The organism is Nioella ostreopsis, assembly GCF_004000255.1.
Classification (GTDB): Bacteria; Pseudomonadota; Alphaproteobacteria; order Rhodobacterales; family Rhodobacteraceae; genus Nioella; species Nioella ostreopsis.
Map to the genome: position 1 here is coordinate 111,431 of NZ_RCIQ01000008.1, position 17,802 is coordinate 129,232.

A 17,802-nucleotide genomic window follows, 5' to 3' on the forward strand; every position below is an offset into this window, starting at 1 on the left:
GCATTGATCTGATCGGGAAAGACAAGCCCACCCGTCTCGCAGACACGAGTGAGTCTTGTTTGGAGTCAGGATGTTATGAGCGGACTCTCACATCCGCCGCTGTCCAGAGTCGTCGAATTAGACGCCTCTACAGCGTCGCATTCGTCGAACCGCCGTCCAGAAGGATGTTCTGACCGACCATATAGCCTGCGTATTGAGAGCACAGGAATGCGCAGGTGGCCCCGAACTCCTCTGCCGTGCCATAGCGCCCGGCCGGGATCGTCGCGGCGCGGCGGTCCATGGCCTCTTCCAGCGTGATGCCATTCTGCGCGGCGGCCGCCGTATCGAGCGATACGGCCCGGTCGGTCGCATGGATGCCCGGTAGAAGGTTGTTGATGATCACGCCTTTGCCGGCCACCTGCCGGGACGTCCCCGCAACATAGCCGGTCAGCCCGGCGCGGGCCGAGTTCGACAGGCCCAGAACCGCGATCGGAGCCTTCACGGATTGGGAGGTGATGTTCACCACCCTGCCCCATCCGCGCGCCATCATCCCCGGCATCAGCGCCTTCATCAGGGCAATCGGGGTCAGCATGTTGGCGTCGAGCGCCTTGATGAAATCCTCACGCTCCCAGTCCTGCCAGCTGCCCGGCGGCGGACCGCCTGCGTTGTTGACGAGAATATCGACGTCACCGGCAGCTGCCAGCACCTTGGCGCGGCCCTCTTCGGTGGTGATGTCAGCGGCGATGGCGATCACCTCCACCCCATGGGCTGCGCGAATATCCTCAGCCGCCTTTTCCAGCGCCTCGGCCCCGCGCGCGTTCATCACCAGGTTGACGCCATTAGCCGCCAGCATCTCGGCACAGCCTCGTCCAAGCCCCTTGGACGAGGCGCAGACCAATGCGCGCTTGCCAGAAATTCCCAGATCCATGATCCTCTTCCCCGTCGTTCATGTTTCGTTAACCAGTGCCTTACCATGCTGTTGCCAGCCCTGCCACCTTCTGACCGCTTGACGGTTCGCCCCCCTCGGGACTAGCCAAGGCGCAAAGGAATTCGTGATGTCCCGTCGTACCGCCCAGTTCAGCTTTCCCACCTATACCGCCAGCGACCTGATCGTGCATTGGGGGGCCAATGAGGGCGATCCGATTGGTGGCCTGCAGGACGTCGTGGCCGGTGACAGCTATCGGCTGTCCCGTGACGCGCAGCCACGGGCTCTGGCGATCTGGGACGGGCCGGAGGGCACCGAAGTGGCCGACGGCACCGAGGTCGGGCAACCCGGCGACAAGGTTCTGCTGGAGGTCTGCCACAGCATGATGGCCCCGGAAGGCACCTTCGTAGAACTGCTGATCCTGACCGTGACCGGCGACGAAGACACCGCCCGCCATTTCCTGCCACTGGCCCCGATGACCCCGCGCGGGGAATACGAGCTTGTCGCCTCGGAACCCGCATTGACCGCGCAGCGGCTGGCCGATATCGCCAGCGTCAGTTTCATCGCGGGGACGCGGTTGACGATGGCCAACGGGCGGCAGGTGCCGGTGGAGGAATTGCAGGCGGGCGACCGGCTGCTGACCCGAGATCACGGCCCGCAGGAGATTCGCTGGATCGGCCAGCAGGTGCAGCGGGCCACCGGCGCGTTGGCCCCGATCCGAATCCGCGAAGGCACGCTCAACACCGCCAATGACCTGCGGCTGTTCCCGCATCACCGGCTGTTCATCTGGCAGCGCAGCGATGAACTTGGGACGGGGCGGGCCGAGGTGCTGGTCAAGGCCGCGCATCTGGTCAATGGCGACACGGTGCGGCGCGAAGAAGGGGGCTTCATCGAAAGCTACCAGATCCTCTTCGGCGCGCATGAGATCATCTATGCCGAAGGAGTGGCGGTCGAAAGCCTGCTGGTCACCCCCCAGACCCGCGCCGCCCTGCCCGACGATGTGGAGATTGAACAGACCGATGCCGACCGCCTGCTGGCGGCCGATATCGAGGTCGATGACAAGGCCCTGACAGAGGCCGGGGACCCCGCCGAACGCCTGACCCGGGCCAGCCGCGGACAGACGGATTAGGATGGTCCGGTGGCCGTGTGCCTTTATCGGGTGGCGTTGCCTGTGGGTGGACAAGGCCCTGGCGTCACGTCCGCCTGCCAAAGACCTGTGATCACGACGGACAACACCCGAGGGCACCCGGCCTGATCCCCCGGATTTCCTTGCCAATCCTCATGGCTGCGCCTATACGCGCGGCCATGCTGGACACGCCCACGAACCGCCCCGAGCTTCCGCCCGAAATCGCCCGCCGCCGGACCTTTGCGATCATCTCGCATCCCGACGCGGGCAAGACCACGTTGACGGAAAAATTCCTCCTTTACGGGGGTGCCATCCAGATGGCCGGGCAGGTGCGCGCCAAGGGCGAGGCGCGGCGGACGCGGTCGGACTTCATGCAGATGGAAAAGGACCGGGGCATTTCGGTCTCGGCCTCGGCCATGTCCTTTGACTACGGCAAATACCGCTTCAACCTTGTGGACACGCCCGGTCACTCGGACTTTTCCGAGGACACCTACCGGACCCTCACCGCCGTTGACGCCGCGATCATGGTGATCGACGGGGCGAAGGGTGTGGAAAGCCAGACCCAGAAACTGTTCGAGGTCTGCCGCCTGCGAGACCTGCCGATCCTGACCTTCTGCAACAAGATGGACCGTGAAAGCCGCGACGTCTTTGATATCATTGACGAGATCCAGGAAAACCTGGCGATCGACGTGACCCCCGCCAGCTGGCCGATTGGCATGGGTCGCGATTTCCTCGGCTGCTACGATCTGCTGCGTGACCGGCTGGAGCTGATGGACCGCGCCGACCGCAACAAGGTGGCGGAGTCGATCAAGATCGAGGGGCTGGACGATCCGCTGCTGGAAGAACACATCCCCGCCGACCTGCTGGACAAGCTGCGCGAAGAGGTGGAGATGGCGCGCGAGCTGCTGCCACCGCTGGACAAGCAGAGCTTCCTTGAAGGCCACCTGACGCCCATCTGGTTCGGCTCGGCCATCAACAGCTTCGGCGTCAAGGAGCTGATGGACGGTATCGCGGGCTACGGCCCCGAACCCCAGGTCCAGACCGCCACCCCGCGCGAAGTCGCGCCGGAGGAAAAGAAGGTCACCGGTTTCGTCTTCAAGGTGCAGGCCAATATGGACCCCAAGCACCGCGACCGGGTGGCCTTCGTGCGGCTTGCCTCGGGCCATTTCCAGCGTGGCATGAAGATGACCCATGTGCGGTCCAAGAAACCGATGGCCATTTCCAGCCCGGTTCTGTTCCTGGCAAGCGACCGGGAACTGGCGGAGGAGGCCTGGGCGGGCGACATCATCGGCATCCCCAACCATGGACAGCTGCGAATCGGGGACGCGCTGACCGAGGGCGAGGCCCTGCGCTTCACCGGCATCCCCTCTTTCGCGCCGGAACTGCTGCAGACCTGCCGCGCGGGCGACCCGCTGAAGGCCAAGCATCTGGACAAGGCGCTGATGCAGTTCGCCGAAGAAGGGGCCGCAAAGGTCTTCAAACCGACCTTCGGATCGGGCTTCATCGTCGGCGTCGTGGGGGCGCTGCAATTCGAAGTGCTGGCCAGCCGGATCGAGCTGGAATACGGGCTGCCGGTACGGTTCGAGGCCAGCCAGTTCACCTCGGCCCGGTGGGTGCAGGGCGACCGCCCGGCGGTGGAGAAATTCGCCGCCGCCAACAAGCAGCACATGGCGACGGACAATGATGGCGACCCGGTCTTCCTGACCCGCCTGCAATGGGACATCGACCGCGTGGCCCGTGACTACCCGGATGTGAAGCTGACCGCGACAAAGGAAATGATGGTCTGACTGGGGTGAAGAGTAACCGCTAAACCCCTGTTAATCTTCTGTTTACCTTTTGATGCGCATCTTGGCCGGATGTACCGGTATCTAGTGATTTGCGTGGGCCTCGCCGCCTGCGTATCCGCGGGCGGCGAGTTCGCGTCACCAGTCACAGGGATTACCGGTACATACTCCCAACAGGTCGTGATTTCGGACCACCCGCACCATGTCCTTTATGGTCATGTGGTCGCGCTGACCGATGACAGCGATGCGCCGGTTCGGGCATTGGTGATCAGCCACAGGCGCAACGGGGTGCACCGATTGCGCATTTCCGAGGCGTATCACTCGGGCCGCGAACTGCCCTTTCGGCGGCTCGATCACCGGCTCGGCTGCACACACGGGCATTGCCGAAACGACGCGCTCGGCTTCATCGCGCTTGGTCCCGGCATAATCGAGCGTGCCACGCGCGAAGGGTTCAGCGCACAGCTTCTCGGCCCGTATGGCCGCATCAGGATCCACGCCCCGGCCGCGTTGTTCCGCGATATGACGACCCGTTCGCAACAATCGGACACGCCATAATCCCGCGAATCGGCTTGGATTTGACCATTTCCGCGTTTTGTTTTATGTGCATTCGCAGCATCGCGACACGCGCGATGTCCGAACCGCGGAGCGCGATGTGGCAGATGCGCTCCATTCACATGACGCGGGCAAATGACCCCGCCAGACTGGACGCATATGACGAAATTCTCTGATCTCAACCTTAATCCCAAGGTTCTCAAGGCCGTTGAAGAGGCAGGCTATACCGAGCCCACCCCGATTCAGGCGGGCGCCATCCCCCCCGCCCTCGAAGGCCGCGACGTGTTGGGGATCGCGCAGACCGGCACCGGCAAGACGGCCAGTTTTACCCTGCCGATGATCACTGCGCTGGCCCGTGGCCGCGCCCGCGCCCGGATGCCGCGCAGCCTGGTGCTGTGCCCCACGCGCGAACTGGCCGCTCAGGTGGCCGAAAACTTCGACACCTATGCCAAATATGTAAAGCTGACCAAGGCGCTGCTCATTGGCGGTGTCAGCTTCAAGGAACAGGACCAGCTGATCGACAAGGGCGTCGACGTACTGATCGCCACGCCCGGCCGCCTGCTCGACCATTTCGAGCGTGGCAAGCTGATCTTGTCGGATGTGAAAGTGATGGTGGTCGACGAGGCCGACCGGATGCTCGACATGGGTTTCATCCCCGATATCGAACGCATCTTCGGCCTGACGCCCTTCACCCGGCAGACCCTGTTCTTCTCGGCCACCATGGCGCCCGAGATCGAGCGGATCACCAATACGTTCCTGTCCGGCCCGGCCCGAATTGAGGTCGCGCGCCAGTCCACGACCTCGGACACGATCACCCAGAAACTGGTGGAGTTCAAACCCACCCGCCGCGACCAGACCGCCAAGCAGAAACGCGAGATGCTGCGCGCCATCATCAATGGCGAAGGCGAAGCCTGCACCAACGCGATCATCTTCTGCAATCGCAAGGTCGATGTGGATATCGTCGCCAAGTCGCTGAAAAAGCATGGCTATAACGCCGAGCCCATTCATGGCGACCTGGACCAGTCGCACCGGACACGCACGCTGGACGGGTTCCGCGATGGCTCGATCAAGTTTCTTGTGGCCTCCGATGTGGCGGCCCGTGGCCTCGACATCCCCAATGTCAGCCATGTGCTGAACTACGACGTCCCCGGCCATGCAGAGGACTACGTCCACCGGATTGGCCGTACCGGCCGCGCGGGCCGCAAGGGCACCACGATCATGATGGCCGTGCCATCCGACGACAAGCTGCTCAATGCCATCGAAACGCTGATCGGCCAGCCCGTTCCCCGTGTCGAAGCGCCCTGGCAACCCGAAGCGGGCGCTGCCAGCCGCCAAAGAACGTCCAGGGAAGAGACGGCGGAGGATGACAAGCCCAAGCGCAGCCGCAGCCGGCCCCGCAGCCGCAAGGCCGACGACGTGGCCAAGGAGCAGCCCGTGGAAGAGGCGCAGGCAGAACCCGCACCGAAACCAGAGCGCAGCGAACCGCGCCGCACTCCCGAGCCCCGGCAGCGGTCCGGCGGCGGTGGTCGGCGCGGCGGCAATCAGGTCGTCGGCATGGGCGACCACATGCCCGACTTCATCGCGCTCAGCTTCGACGAGCGTCGCGGAGGCCCTGCAAGGTCCACTGAGACCCCACAAGACAGCGCCGACGACAATGACGGCGACGAAAGCGAATCCGCCGCCTGAGGCGCCTCTCAGTCGATCAACGCATCCCCGCGCTGCCCGGCCCGTTCGTGATGGATGGGCAGGGTACGGCCATAGAGCTGGCGGGTGCGTTCCGGCGCGCCCACCATGTCGGGCTGATCCACATAGGAAAAGATCGCCACATAGCGTGGGCGATGGCCCTTCAGCGGCGCGACCCGGTGCAGGGAATAGCGCCCCTTGAACAGTTGCAGGTCACCGGGTTCGAGGTTCAGCACCGTCACCCGGTCTGACGTGCCGTCCAGCACGCGGGACACCTCGTCGAAATTCTCATCCGTCTCGCGGATCATCGGGGCGTATTCAAAGGCCCCGCCTGCCTCGGCATTCTGGATGGCCAGCGTCACGGTGAAATTGTTGGTGTCAAAATGCCAGGGGAAGCCGTTGCCCTCGCCCGCCGCGTTCACGATCACATCAGCAAGCGGATCGGCATAGCGATAAAACCGGGTTTCCTGCAGGCAGTCGCGGATGAAATCGTCAAACCCCGCGCTGTCATGGATGGTGCGCAACGACCCGGTCTTGGCGAAATTATCCGCCGGGATGAAGGCATTGGACCGATCGAAGAACTGCCGGCGCGGATCATCCTCGGGCAGGCTCGGGTCATCGGCGGTGAAATAGGCATTGGTGCGGTTGTAGCTGCGGTGGCCCTTGTCAGCGACGCCTTCGGCCTCTTCCGCCAGGGCCGCCACGCCCGCAGGCGTCAGGAACCCCTTGATGACCGCGCAACCGTCCTGCGCAAGATCGGCGCGCACCTTGGCCAGCACCGCATCGCGGGCCGGGCCATCCTCGTGGATCGGATAGCGTTCCCGGTCGATCAGATCATCTGCAGTCCACATGGCGTCCTCCCGTAGCCGTTTCGGTCAGGAAACGCCGGGGACAGCGCGCGGTCTAACGCTTTTCCGACCGGCAGAAGGTCGCGTTCCCGCCGTCAGGGCGCATGGTAGCCGTGGCCGGACGCCTGGGCGATGGCATTGTCGAAATCCGGCACCTCCGCGCGCAGTTCGGCGCAGAGACGGCCAAGGTCCTCGGCCCCGAGAATACGGGGCAGCATGGCCGCGGCAATGTCCGGCGCGAGGCTCTGCCCCACGCGGGGACCGAGCGTTTGCAGCCGTGCGTGAAGCGCCCCGAAGATGATCCAGGCGCGCGCCGGGTCGGCACGCAGGGCCGCGACGTCGGGTTCGGTCAGGGGCAAGCGAATGGAAAACTCCGCATGGCCGCTGGCCACCGGCAGGCTGAGCCAGCTGTTTGCGGTTTCATGCAGCAGGGCGGGCGCCCACCCGGACAGGCCGGGAAGGTGCTCCACCCTGAGGGCCATCAGCCCGCCATCAGCCGCGAAATGATGGTCGTGACCTCGGGCTTGCGCCCGATCTCGGACACGCAGACCTGCCGGACGACGCGTTTCACCTCGTCCTGCAGCTTGTCGTCATGCATCACCATCTTGTGGGTCAGGCGCGGGAACATCTCGGCCAATTGGTCCTCGATCATCTCCGACAGGCTTTCGTTGCCCACCATCTCGGGCAAGCCCCGCAGTTCGACCCAGCAATCCTCCAGCGGCTCGTCTTCCTCGTCGATGATCAGCGCGACGATCACCAGACCGTTGAGCGCCAGTTTCATCCGGTCACGCACCACGCCATCAAGCGCTCCGATCACGCGAGAGCCGTCGAGATAGGCGCGGCTCACATCCACATGTTCGACGATGCCGGGTTTGTTGCCCGACAGTTCCACCATGGACCCATTGGGCGCCAGAACCGGGGTCATGCCGCCCGCAGCGCCCACCTTGCAGTGTTCGCGCAGGTGGCGATGTTCGCCGTGGTTGGGCACAAGGATTTGCGGCTTCAGCAGCCCGTGCATCCGTTCCAGATCGGGCCGGTTGGCGTGGCCCGAGACGTGGTAGAACCCGGATTGTTCATCGACAATATCGACGCCGATTTCAGACAGCGCATTCTGGATGCGCCCGACCGAGACCTCGTTGCCCGGAATGGTCTTGGAGGAGAAGAGGAACGTGTCGCCCTCCTTCAGTTCATGCCCCAGATACTTGCCGCGTGACAAGGCCGCCGACGCCGCCCGCCGTTCGCCCTGGCTGCCGGTCACGATCAGCATCAGGTTTTCACGCGGCACCTGCGTGGCCTCCTCGGGGCTGATGGTCGAGGGGAAGTCGGTCAGCACACCTGTTTCCACCGCCACACTCACCATCCGCTTCATCGCCCGGCCCATCAGGCAGACAGACCGGCCAGCGGCACGGCCCGCCTCGGCCAGGGTCTTCACCCGCGCGATGTTGGAGGCGAAGGTCGTCGCCACGACCATCCCGCGCGCGTCGGCCACGAGTTTCGTGATCGGTTCCGGCAGGTCGCTTTCGCTGCGGCCCGCATGGCGCGAGAACACGTTGGTGGAATCGCAGATCAGTGCCCGGACGCCGGTCTTGCCGATCTCTTCCCACATCGCGGGGTCAAAGGGCTCTCCCACGCGCGGATCAGGGTCGATCTTGAAGTCGCCCGAATGCACGACACGGCCCTCGGGGCTGTCGATGACAAGCGCGGAGGCCTCGGGGATGGAATGCGAAGTGGGCGCGAAGCCCACGGTGAAGGGACCGGCAGTCACGGTTTCCGGCCAGACCGGGGCAACCTGCACCATGGCCGGATCCTGCCCCGCCTCTTCCATCTTGCGGGTGGCGATGGCGGCGGTGAAGGGCCGCGCAAAGACCGGCACCTTGCGGAAATGGCGATAAAGATGACCAAGCGCACCGACATGGTCTTCGTGGGCATGTGTGATGAAGATGGCATCTAGCCGGTCCGCACGCTCCGCGATCCAGGCGATATCGGGCAGGATCAGATCCACCCCGGGGGTGCCATCCATATCGGGAAAGCTGACGCCCAGATCGACGAGGATGAAGCGCTCATCCCCCTGCGGCCCATAGCCATAGAGGTAGCAGTTCATCCCGATCTCCCCCGCGCCGCCGAGGGGAAGGTAGATCAGTCGAGGGGAGGAGGTCATATTTGCCCGTTATCCTTGTTGTATTTGTGGATCACGGTCAGCCCGTGGATCGTCAGGTCGTCTTCGATCAGGTCAAATAGCACATCCCCCTGAGAGAACAATGGCGCAAGCCCGCCGGTGCCGATGATCCGCATGGGTTTCTCGTATTCCGCGCAAATCCGGTCACAGATGCCGCGCACAAGGCCCACATAGCCCCAGAAAATGCCCGATTGCATACAGGCCACGGTGTTGGTGCCGATGACGCTCTGCGGCTTGGTCACGTCCACATGGGGCAGTGCAGCGGCGGCGTGGTGCAGCGCCTCAAGGCTCAGGTTCACGCCGGGGGCAATGACCCCGCCCACATAGGCCCCGTCATTGGCGACCACGTCAAAGGTGGTGGCGGTGCCGAAATCGACAACGATCAGGTCGCCCCCATGCCGGTCGAAGGCCGCGGCGGTATTGACCAGCCTGTCGGGCCCCACCTGCGTACCCGCATCGACGCGCGGGGCCATCGGCAACAGGCAATCGGGCTTGCCCACCACCAGCGGGCGGCAGTCGAAATAGCGGTCGCACAGGACGCGCAGGTTGAACACCACGCGCGGCACGGTGGACGAAATGATGCAATCGGTGATCGTTACATCCAGTTTCTTGTGCGCCATCAGGGTCGACAGCCAGACGAAATACTGGTCCGCCGTGCGCTGATGTTCCGTCGTGGTGCGGAAGGTGGCGACGATCTGTCGTCCGTCCCAGATGGAAAAAACCGTGTTGGTGTTGCCGGTGTCGATGGCCAGAAGCATGGGCGTCGCCCCCTCGTGGTCAGAAGAAAATGTCGGCAGCCGGAATCGCCCGCTGCCCCTTGGCGGTGGTCAGGATCAGGTTACCGGTGTCGTCGATGGTCTCAAAGCGCCCTATCATGGTCTCGGCGGAGGTACGGGCGGTGATGGTCTCGCCCAAGCGCGCGGCTTCCTGCAACCAGGCAGCGCGGATGGGGGCAAATCCATAGGTGGTGAATTGTTGCTCATACCGGGCATAGGCGACGGCCAGCAGGTCGAGGAACGCCTGCGGGCTGACACGAATGCCGGTTTCCGACAGCAGGCTGACAGGCGGCACCGCGCCCTCTTCCACCTGATCGGCCCCGGGGGCGGCCACAAGGTTCACGCCGATCCCGATGATCAGATGCATCACCCCCTGCCCCGCACCGACGCTTTCCAGAAGGATACCCGCGACCTTTCCGCCATTCAGCAGCACGTCATTGGGCCATTTGAGCTTGAACGCCTCCGCCCGGCCTGTCGCCGCCACGAAGGCATCGCGCAGGGCAAGTGCGGCCACGAAGCTGCGCAGCGCCACCTGATTGGGGGCTTCCTTCGGTTGCAACACCAGTGAGGCGAAGAAATTGCCCTTGGGCGAGGCCCAGGCCCGGCCCCTGCGGCCATGGCCTGCGGTCTGGTCCAGCGCCAGCACCCATTCCGGCCCGGCCAGTGAGGGCGCAATGCGCGCGCCCTCAGCCATGGTGCTATCGACCGTTTGCAGAACCCTGCGGCCGACGCCCTCGGGCCAGTCTTGCATCGCTTAGCGGACCAGCGTCGCGGCGGCAGCCTCTGCCAGACCGTCCACACCAAAGAGGTTGAACACCCCAAGCAGCATGATCGCGGCGGCGGCCATCAGACCGGCATAGGCCAGCGGGCTCATCTTGCCGTCGATGCCTTCGCGTTCCTCACCGAAATACATGAAGTAGACGATGCGCAGGTAGTAGAAGGCGCCGATCACCGAGGCCACGACACCCAGGATCGCGACCAGGTTCAGGCCCGCATCCACAGCGGCCAGAAGCACCGCGTATTTGCCGAAGAAGCCCACCATCGGCGGCACACCGGCAAGGCTGAACATCAGCACCAGCAGCGCCATGGCCTTGATCGGTTCCTTGGTCGAGAAGGCGTTCAGCGACGAGATATTGGTGATGTGGCGCCCATCCTTCTGCATCGACAGGATGAAGGCGAAGGTGCCCACGTTCATGGTCACGTAGATCGCCATGTAGATCAGCATGGCGCTGACACCCTGTTCGGTGCCGGCCGCCAGACCCATCAGGGCAAAGCCCATGTGAGAGATCGAGGAATAGGCCATCAGGCGCTTGATATCGGTCTGGCCGATCGCGGCGATGGCACCCAGGAACATGGACAGCACCGCCAGAAGCGCAACGATCTGCTGCCAGTCGCCAACCACGCTGCCGAACGCGTCATGGGCGAGCCGGGCCAAGAGGGCCATGGCCGCCATCTTGGGCGCAGTGGCAAAGAAGGCGGTGACCGGGGTGGGCGAGCCCTCGTAGACATCCGGCGTCCACATGTGGAAGGGCGCAGCGGAGACCTTGAAGGCGAGCCCGGCGACCATGAAGGCGAGGCCGAAGATCAGGCCGAGCGATGCCCCGCCTTCGAGCGCTGCGACGATGCCCGCGAAATCGGCGGTGCCAGCAAACCCATAGGTCAGCGAGGCACCGTAAAGCAGGATGCCCGAGGAGAGCGCCCCAAGGACGAAGTATTTCAGGCCCGCTTCCGTCGACCGGACGCTGTCCCGGCGCATGGCGGCCACGACGTAGAGCGATAGGGATTGAAGCTCCAGCCCCATGTAGAGCGTCATCAGGTTGCCCGAGGACACCATGACCATCATGCCGACCGTCGCCAGAACGATCAGCACCGGATACTCGAACCGCAACAAGTCGTCGCGCTGCATGAAATCCTTGCCGATGAGCAGAATCGCCGCCGCCGACAGAAGGATCACCACCTTGGCGAAGCGCGCGAAGCCGTCATTGATGAACATGCCGTCGAAGGCCACCTGGGTGCCCTCGCCCGTCAGGCCGATATAGATGCCCATCAGCGCCAGAAGCGCGGCGGTTATCCAGACAAGGGCCGGGGCCATCCCGTCCTTGGAGGTGTAGACCGCAGCGATCAGCCCCGCCATCGCGAAGACGGACAGGATGATCTCGGGCAGGAGAATGGCGATATCGGACGCAAACATCTCGGGACCTCAGTGGCTGGCGGCGATGGCGGTGTCGGACAGGGTCTGTCCAACGGCCAGGTCGTAATGGTGGACAAGGTTCTCGACCGAAGGGCCGATCACGTCGAGGGCGAGGCTCGGGTAGACGCCCAGAAGCAGGGTCATCACGATGAGCGGCGCGAAGATCATGCGTTCGCGCGGGGTCATGTCGGTGATGGACTTCAGGCTTTCCTTGATCAGGTCGCCAAAGACCACCCGGCGGTACAGCCACAGCGCATAGGCCGCTGACAGGATCACACCGGTCGCGGCGAAGACCGCGATCCAGGTGTTGACCTGGAAGACGCCCATCAGCGTCAGGAATTCGCCAACAAACCCGCTGGTGCCCGGCAGGCCGACATTGGCCATGGTGAACAGCATGAAGACCAGTGCATAGGCGGGCATCCGGTTCACGAGGCCGCCATAGGCGTCAATCTCGCGGGTGTGCATCCGATCATAGATGACGCCAACGCAGAGGAAGAGCGCGCCGGACACAAACCCGTGGCTGATCATCTGGAAGATCGCCCCGTCAATGCCTTGCTGGTTTGCCGCGAAGATGCCCATGGTCACATAGCCCATATGGGCGACGGAGGAATAGGCAATGAGCTTCTTCATGTCCTCCTGCACCATCGCAACGAGCGAGGTGTAGATGATGGCAATGACCGACAGCCACATCACGAATTCGCCCATCAGGTCGGAGGCGACGGGGAACATCGGCAGGGAGAAGCGCAGGAAGCCGTAGCCGCCCATCTTCAGCAGGATCGCGGCCAGAACGACCGAGCCTGCCGTAGGCGCCTGAACGTGCGCGTCGGGCAACCAGGTATGGACCGGCCACATCGGCATTTTCACCGCGAAGCTGGCGAAGAAGGCGATCCAGAGGATCGTCTGCAAGCCGCCCACGACATGCCAGCCCAGGATCGAGATGGTGTCAGAGCTGAACTGGTGCGTCAGCAGCGTCGGAATATCCGTCGTGCCCGCATCCACATACATCGCGATCATCGCGACCAGCATCAGCACCGAGCCGAGGAAGGTGTAGAGGAAGAACTTGAACGCAGCATAGATGCGGTTCTTGCCGCCCCAGATGCCGATGATCAGGAACATCGGGATAAGGCCCGCCTCGAAGAACAGGTAGAAGAGAACCAGGTCCAGCGCCACGAAGACGCCGATCATCAGGCTTTCCAGAACCAGAAGCGCGATCATGTATTCCTTGACGCGATGCTCCACCTCCCAGCACGACCAGATGACCAGCGGCATCAGGAAGGTGGTCAGCATCACGAAGAGAACCGAGATGCCGTCAACGCCGACCCTATAGGTCAGGCCGAGCATCCATTCGCCCTCTTCCTGCAACTGGAAACCGGGGTTCGAAGCGTCGAATTCAACCAGGATGAACAGCGAAATGACGAAGGTCGCGATCGTCGCGGCCAGCGCCAGGTATTTCGCGTTCTTCTTGCCGCTTTCAGACTTGCCGTCCGGGATCAACGCAAAGAGCGCAGCCACCAGGGGAAGAAAGGTAACGATGGAGAGAAGATTGTCTTGCATGTCTCTGCTCTCAGCCCCCGAAGCTCAAGGTTGCGATGGTGATCAGCACCGCGATGCCCAGGACCATCGCGAAGGCATAGTGGAAGAGGTAACCGGACTGCGCCCGGCCCGCGAGCCGGGTGAAGAAGGGGATGATCCCCATGGCCAGCCCGTTGATGCCGCCGTCGATGATATTGCCATCGCCGCGCTTCCACAGGGTCCGCCCGATCCACTGGGCGGGCATGACGAAGATCCAGTTGTAGATCTCGTCGAAATACCACTTGTTCAGCAGGAACTGATAGGCGGGCTGGAAGAGCTCGGCCGTGCGTGCAGGCAGCTTGGGATTAACGATGTAGAACAGCGTCGCGGTGACAAAGCCGATCACCATGGCGACGAAGGGCGCCAGCTTGACCCATTTCGGCACGCTATGCGCGTCATTCATCACGGTGTTGTCCGGGGCCATATGGATGGCGCCCTCGCCCGCGTGGCCGGTGAAGACATAATGCGCCTCGCCATGGCCGTCGTCATCAGCGGCCGCGTGGGTATCCTCGGTGGCGTGGCTGTCGGCAGGGGCAGCGTTGTCGCCGTGCCCGTCGGTTGCCGCTTCACCATGACCATCCGTGGCCATCGCTTCCTCGCCATGACCGGCCTCATCCGCATGACCTTCCACTGCATAGGGCACGCCGAAGAAGCGGCCCACGGTATCGGTATGGCCGAAGAACTGGTTGTACCAGATCGCGCCGGAGAAGACCGCGCCAAGTGCCAGAACCGCCAGCGGGATCAGCATGGTCTTGGGGCTTTCATGGGCATGCTCATGCGCATGCTTGTCGCCGCGCGGCTTGCCATAGAAGGTCAGGTAGATCAGACGCCAGGAATAGAAGCTGGTGAAGCAGGCCGCGACGACCAGCATCCAGAACGCATAGGTGCCCAGTCCGCCGCCGAAGGCGAAGGCGCTCTCGATCACCGCATCCTTGGAGGCGAAGCCCGCAAAGCCGATCCAGCCGGTCAGCGGGATGCCGACGCCGGTGATGGCCAGCGTGCCGATCATCATCGCGGCGAAGGTGAAGGGGATCTTTTTCCTCAGCCCGCCATAGTTGCGCATGTCCTGCTCGTGATGCATCGCGTGAATGACCGAGCCTGCGCCAAGGAACAGCATCGCCTTGAAGAAGGCGTGGGTGAAGAGGTGGAACATCGCCACCGAATAGACGCCGACGCCCGCGGCCACAAACATGTAGCCAAGCTGCGAACAGGTCGAATAGGCGATGACGCGCTTGATGTCGTTCTGCACCAGACCCACGGTCGCCGCGAAAAACGCGGTGGCGGCCCCGATGATCACGATGAAATTAGTGGCATAGGGCGCGTATTCCATGATCGGCGACATGCGGCAGACCAGAAAGACACCCGCCGTCACCATGGTCGCGGCGTGGATCAGCGCCGACACCGGCGTCGGGCCTTCCATTGCGTCCGGCAGCCAGGTGTGCAGGAACAGCTGCGCCGATTTCCCCATGGCCCCGATGAAGAGCAGCATGCCGATGGTGTTGGCTGCATTGAGCTCGCGCCCCATGAAGCTGATGGTCTGTTCTGCCAGATGCGGGCCTTCCGCGAGGATCACGGAGAAGTTGATGCTGTCGGTCAGCTTGTAGATCGCGAAGATGCCAAGCAGGAAGGCAAAGTCACCCACCCGGTTGACGATGAAGGCCTTCATCGCGGCAGCGCCCGCGCTCGGCTTACGGAAGTAGAAGCCGATCAGCAGGTAGGACGCGACGCCCACGCCTTCCCACCCGAAGAACAGTTGCAGCAGGTTGTCGGCGGTCACCAGCGACAGCATCGCAAAGGTGAAGAAGGACAGGTAGGCGAAGAAGCGGGGGCGGTAGCTCTCGCCCTCGCGGAAATGGTCGTCATGGGCCATGTAGCCAAAGGAATAGAGATGCACGAGCGCCGAGACCGTGGTGATCACGATCAGCATGATCGCGGTCATCCGGTCGATGCGCACCGACCAGCTGGTGTCCAGCGTGCCCGAGGCGATCCACGTGAACAGGTCGCGCGTATAGGTTTCGCCATCAAAGCCCAGGAACACGAACCAGCTGAGGATACAGGACAGGAACAGAGCGCCGGTTGCCACCCAACAGGCCGCCGTTTCCCCGATCAGGCGCCAGGAAAAGCCGCAGATGATTGCGCCGACGAGCGGGAGGAAGAGAAGGAAGGTTTCCATGTCGGCTCAGCCCTTCATAACGTTGACGTCTTCCACGGCGATGGTGCCGCGGTTCCGGAAGAAGCAGACGAGGATGGCGAGGCCAATCGCGGCCTCGGCGGCGGCGACGGTCAGCACGAAGAGCGTGAAGATCTGCCCCGTGAGATCGCCCAGATAGGCGGAGAAGGCGACGAGGTTGATATTGACCGCAAGCAGCATCAGTTCGATCGACATCAGGATGACGATCACGTTCTTGCGGTTCAGGAAGATCCCGAAAATCCCGATGACGAACAGCGCTGCCGCCACCGTCAGGTAATGTTCCAGTGCGATACTCATCTCGTCCCTCCGGGGCCTATCACCCCTTGGTTATTCAATCGCGCCCGCCCCGATACGGGTGCGGCCAGAGTTCTTTGTGACCGGTCTCAGCTCCGGTCGGTTCCGCCCCGCTTGCGGGACGTCGTATAAACTGCGGCGGCAAGGGCGACGGCAATCGCCACCCAACCCCACCAGGCCATCAGAGGCCCTGCCCCGGCTTCACATCCTTCAGTTCCATCGCCTTGGCCGGATCGCGGTACATCTGGGCCAGCACGTTCTGACGCTTGACGTCGGTGCGGTGGCGCAGCGTCAGCACGATGGCGCCGATCATGGCAACCAGCAGGATCAGGCCCGCCAGTTGGAAGAGCAGGAAGTATTGGTCATAGATTACGGCGCCCAATGCGGCGGTGTTATGCGCGGCGCCCTCGGGCGTGGCATTCGGCGTGGCCAGCAATTCCACCCCTTCAGCGGTGGCCCACGGCCCGAAGGCAATCGACAGCTGCATCAGGATGACCACACCGATCAACCCCGCCATGGGGATATACTTGGCCATTTCCGCCTTCAGCTCGGCGAAATCCACGTCCAGCATCATCACGACGAACAGGAACAGCACCGCAACCGCGCCCACATAGACGATGACCAGCAGCATCGCGACGAACTCCGCCCCGATCAGGACGAAGAGCCCCGAGGTGCTGAGAAAGGCAAGGATCAGCCACAGGACCGAGTGGACCGGGTTGCGGCTGATGACCACAAGCAGACCGGCCAGCACCGTGGTGCAGGCAAAAAGGTAAAAGGTGAAATCGGCGATACCCATGGGGTTACTCCTCGGTTCCGTCGATGGCCTGACGGGCAAGCTCCATCGCCTTGTTCATGGCAGGAACGCCGCCGAACATGGCGGCCTGTGCGATGGTTTCGGCAATTTCCTGTTTGGTGGCCCCGGCCTCCAGCGCATGGCGCACGGTCAGACGGATCTGCGGTTCGGCCACGGCGCCCTGAATGGTCAGCCCCTGCAGCGTCAGCAGCAGACGGGTCTTTGCGTCCAGCCCATCGGGGTTGAACTGCTTGCCCATGAACGCCTCCATCATCTCGGCAGGCATGGTCGGCCACAGCTTTTCAAAGCCCTGGGGAGTGAATTGCGCCATCGCAGGGTTGACCTGCTTGACCCAATCCTTGGCCATGTCCTGCGTCTGCGCCATCAGCGCCGCGAAGGGGTTTTGCGGGGCTTTGGTCATCTGTAGGGGGCATCCAGTTCAAGGTTGCGGGCGATCTCGGCTTCCCACCTTGCGCCGTTTTCGAGAAGCTTTTCCTTGTTGTAGAACAGCTCTTCACGGGTCTCGGTGGCAAATTCGAAGTTGGGGCCTTCGACAATCGCATCCACAGGGCAGGCTTCCTGGCAGAAGCCGCAATAGATGCATTTGGTCATGTCGATGTCATAGCGGGTGGTCCGGCGGCTGCCGTCTTCGCGCGGTTCGGCGTCGATGGTGATGGCCTGCGCCGGGCAGATCGCCTCGCAGAGCTTGCAGGCGATGCAGCGTTCTTCGCCATTGGGGTAGCGGCGCAGCGCGTGTTCACCCCGGAAACGGACCGAAAGCGGGCCCTTTTCGTGCGGATAGTTCACCGTGGCCTTGGGGGCGAAGAAATACTTCAGCCCCAGTTGGAAGCCTTTGACGAAATCCGCCAGCAGGAAATATTTCGCGGCGCGGGTGTAGTCGATCTGCGTCAT

At 63.2% G+C, this 17,802-nt stretch carries 17 protein-coding genes; 4 read left to right on the forward strand and 13 right to left on the reverse strand.

Annotation, left to right across the window (positions count from 1 at the left end; all coding sequences use genetic code 11):
- Positions 1 to 127 precede the first annotated feature (127 nt).
- Positions 128 to 907 carry an SDR family oxidoreductase gene (locus tag EP237_RS10535; protein ID WP_127560858.1) on the reverse strand — a complete coding sequence of 260 codons (780 nt, stop codon included), beginning with the start codon at positions 905 to 907 and terminating at the stop codon, positions 128 to 130.
- 127 nt (positions 908 to 1,034) lie between these two features.
- On the opposite strand from EP237_RS10535, the gene EP237_RS10540 reads away from it, so the two are divergent.
- From EP237_RS10540 to EP237_RS10555, 4 genes are all read left to right on the forward strand, one after another.
- Positions 1,035 to 2,033, forward strand: a complete 999-nt coding sequence (locus tag EP237_RS10540; protein ID WP_127560859.1) for a Hint domain-containing protein — start codon at positions 1,035 to 1,037, stop codon at positions 2,031 to 2,033.
- Positions 2,034 to 2,209: 176 nt separating this feature from the next.
- A complete protein-coding gene (locus EP237_RS10545; RefSeq protein WP_127560913.1) occupies positions 2,210 to 3,817 on the forward strand; it encodes a peptide chain release factor 3 in 1,608 nt (535 codons plus the stop codon).
- A 69-nt stretch (positions 3,818 to 3,886) separates the two neighbouring features.
- Entirely contained in the window at positions 3,887 to 4,369 is a 483-nt protein-coding gene (locus EP237_RS10550; RefSeq protein ID WP_127560860.1) for a hypothetical protein, read from the forward strand.
- Between the two features lie 156 nt (positions 4,370 to 4,525).
- Positions 4,526 to 6,052 carry a DEAD/DEAH box helicase gene (locus tag EP237_RS10555; RefSeq protein WP_127560914.1) on the forward strand — a complete coding sequence of 509 codons (1,527 nt, stop codon included), beginning with the start codon at positions 4,526 to 4,528 and terminating at the stop codon, positions 6,050 to 6,052.
- A gap of 8 nt (positions 6,053 to 6,060) precedes the next feature.
- Here the strand turns inward: EP237_RS10555 and EP237_RS10560 are convergent, their stop codons facing one another.
- The 12 genes from EP237_RS10560 to nuoI form a co-directional block, all read right to left on the reverse strand.
- Complete coding sequence (locus EP237_RS10560) at positions 6,061 to 6,900, reverse strand: HalD/BesD family halogenase (RefSeq protein ID WP_127560861.1); 840 nt, start codon at positions 6,898 to 6,900, stop codon at positions 6,061 to 6,063.
- A 92-nt stretch (positions 6,901 to 6,992) separates the two neighbouring features.
- The gene (locus EP237_RS10565) at positions 6,993 to 7,379 is read right to left on the reverse strand and encodes a hypothetical protein (protein WP_127560862.1); all 387 of its coding nucleotides are present in this window, start codon (positions 7,377 to 7,379) and stop codon (positions 6,993 to 6,995) included.
- Positions 7,379 to 9,055, reverse strand: a complete 1,677-nt coding sequence (locus tag EP237_RS10570; RefSeq protein WP_127560863.1) for a ribonuclease J — start codon at positions 9,053 to 9,055, stop codon at positions 7,379 to 7,381. The genes EP237_RS10565 and EP237_RS10570 overlap by 1 nt, the downstream gene beginning before the upstream one ends.
- Entirely contained in the window at positions 9,052 to 9,831 is a 780-nt protein-coding gene (locus tag EP237_RS10575; RefSeq protein ID WP_127560864.1) for a type III pantothenate kinase, read from the reverse strand. The genes EP237_RS10570 and EP237_RS10575 overlap by 4 nt, the downstream gene beginning before the upstream one ends.
- Positions 9,832 to 9,850: 19 nt before the next feature.
- On the reverse strand, positions 9,851 to 10,600 hold the full coding sequence (locus EP237_RS10580; protein WP_127560865.1) for a biotin--[acetyl-CoA-carboxylase] ligase: 750 nt from the start codon (positions 10,598 to 10,600) through the stop codon (positions 9,851 to 9,853).
- Positions 10,601 to 10,603: 3 nt separating this feature from the next.
- Positions 10,604 to 12,040, reverse strand: coding sequence for an NADH-quinone oxidoreductase subunit NuoN (gene nuoN, locus EP237_RS10585; RefSeq protein ID WP_127560866.1), 1,437 nt, complete (start codon positions 12,038 to 12,040; stop codon positions 10,604 to 10,606).
- 9 nt (positions 12,041 to 12,049) lie between these two features.
- Positions 12,050 to 13,594 (reverse strand): NADH-quinone oxidoreductase subunit M, encoded by a 1,545-nt coding sequence (locus EP237_RS10590; RefSeq protein WP_127560867.1) that lies wholly within the window; start codon positions 13,592 to 13,594, stop codon positions 12,050 to 12,052.
- A gap of 10 nt (positions 13,595 to 13,604) precedes the next feature.
- Complete coding sequence (nuoL, locus tag EP237_RS10595; RefSeq protein ID WP_127560868.1) at positions 13,605 to 15,785, reverse strand: NADH-quinone oxidoreductase subunit L; 2,181 nt, start codon at positions 15,783 to 15,785, stop codon at positions 13,605 to 13,607.
- 6 nt (positions 15,786 to 15,791) lie between these two features.
- Positions 15,792 to 16,100 (reverse strand): NADH-quinone oxidoreductase subunit NuoK, encoded by a 309-nt coding sequence (gene nuoK / locus EP237_RS10600; RefSeq protein WP_071688450.1) that lies wholly within the window; start codon positions 16,098 to 16,100, stop codon positions 15,792 to 15,794.
- 178 nt (positions 16,101 to 16,278) lie between these two features.
- Complete coding sequence (locus tag EP237_RS10605; RefSeq protein ID WP_127560915.1) at positions 16,279 to 16,887, reverse strand: NADH-quinone oxidoreductase subunit J; 609 nt, start codon at positions 16,885 to 16,887, stop codon at positions 16,279 to 16,281.
- A 10-nt stretch (positions 16,888 to 16,897) separates the two neighbouring features.
- A complete protein-coding gene (locus EP237_RS10610) occupies positions 16,898 to 17,311 on the reverse strand; it encodes a carboxymuconolactone decarboxylase family protein (protein WP_127560869.1) in 414 nt (137 codons plus the stop codon).
- A complete protein-coding gene (gene nuoI / locus EP237_RS10615; protein ID WP_071688452.1) occupies positions 17,308 to 17,802 on the reverse strand; it encodes an NADH-quinone oxidoreductase subunit NuoI in 495 nt (164 codons plus the stop codon). The genes EP237_RS10610 and nuoI overlap by 4 nt, the downstream gene beginning before the upstream one ends.

What these genes read in the sequence shown, in the direction of transcription:
- EP237_RS10610 (WP_127560869.1), bottom strand. Translation starts at nt 17,311, where the DNA reads ATGACCAAAGCCCCGCAAAACCCCTTCGCGGCGCTGATGGCGCAGACG.
- EP237_RS10560 (WP_127560861.1), bottom strand. Translation starts at nt 6,900, where the DNA reads ATGTGGACTGCAGATGATCTGATCGACCGGGAACGCTATCCGATCCAC.
- EP237_RS10565 (WP_127560862.1), bottom strand. Translation starts at nt 7,379, where the DNA reads ATGGCCCTCAGGGTGGAGCACCTTCCCGGCCTGTCCGGGTGGGCGCCC.
- EP237_RS10570 (WP_127560863.1), bottom strand. Translation starts at nt 9,055, where the DNA reads ATGACCTCCTCCCCTCGACTGATCTACCTTCCCCTCGGCGGCGCGGGG.
- EP237_RS10540 (WP_127560859.1), top strand. Translation starts at nt 1,035, where the DNA reads ATGTCCCGTCGTACCGCCCAGTTCAGCTTTCCCACCTATACCGCCAGC.
- EP237_RS10550 (WP_127560860.1), top strand. Translation starts at nt 3,887, where the DNA reads ATGTACCGGTATCTAGTGATTTGCGTGGGCCTCGCCGCCTGCGTATCC.
- EP237_RS10555 (WP_127560914.1), top strand. Translation starts at nt 4,526, where the DNA reads ATGACGAAATTCTCTGATCTCAACCTTAATCCCAAGGTTCTCAAGGCC.
- nuoI (WP_071688452.1), bottom strand. Translation starts at nt 17,802, where the DNA reads ATGACGCAGATCGACTACACCCGCGCCGCGAAATATTTCCTGCTGGCG.
- EP237_RS10535 (WP_127560858.1), bottom strand. Translation starts at nt 907, where the DNA reads ATGGATCTGGGAATTTCTGGCAAGCGCGCATTGGTCTGCGCCTCGTCC.
- EP237_RS10590 (WP_127560867.1), bottom strand. Translation starts at nt 13,594, where the DNA reads ATGCAAGACAATCTTCTCTCCATCGTTACCTTTCTTCCCCTGGTGGCT.
- EP237_RS10575 (WP_127560864.1), bottom strand. Translation starts at nt 9,831, where the DNA reads ATGCTTCTGGCCATCGACACCGGCAACACCAACACGGTTTTTTCCATC.
- nuoK (WP_071688450.1), bottom strand. Translation starts at nt 16,100, where the DNA reads ATGAGTATCGCACTGGAACATTACCTGACGGTGGCGGCAGCGCTGTTC.
- nuoN (WP_127560866.1), bottom strand. Translation starts at nt 12,040, where the DNA reads ATGTTTGCGTCCGATATCGCCATTCTCCTGCCCGAGATCATCCTGTCC.
- nuoL (WP_127560868.1), bottom strand. Translation starts at nt 15,785, where the DNA reads ATGGAAACCTTCCTTCTCTTCCTCCCGCTCGTCGGCGCAATCATCTGC.
- EP237_RS10545 (WP_127560913.1), top strand. Translation starts at nt 2,210, where the DNA reads ATGCTGGACACGCCCACGAACCGCCCCGAGCTTCCGCCCGAAATCGCC.
- EP237_RS10580 (WP_127560865.1), bottom strand. Translation starts at nt 10,600, where the DNA reads ATGCAAGACTGGCCCGAGGGCGTCGGCCGCAGGGTTCTGCAAACGGTC.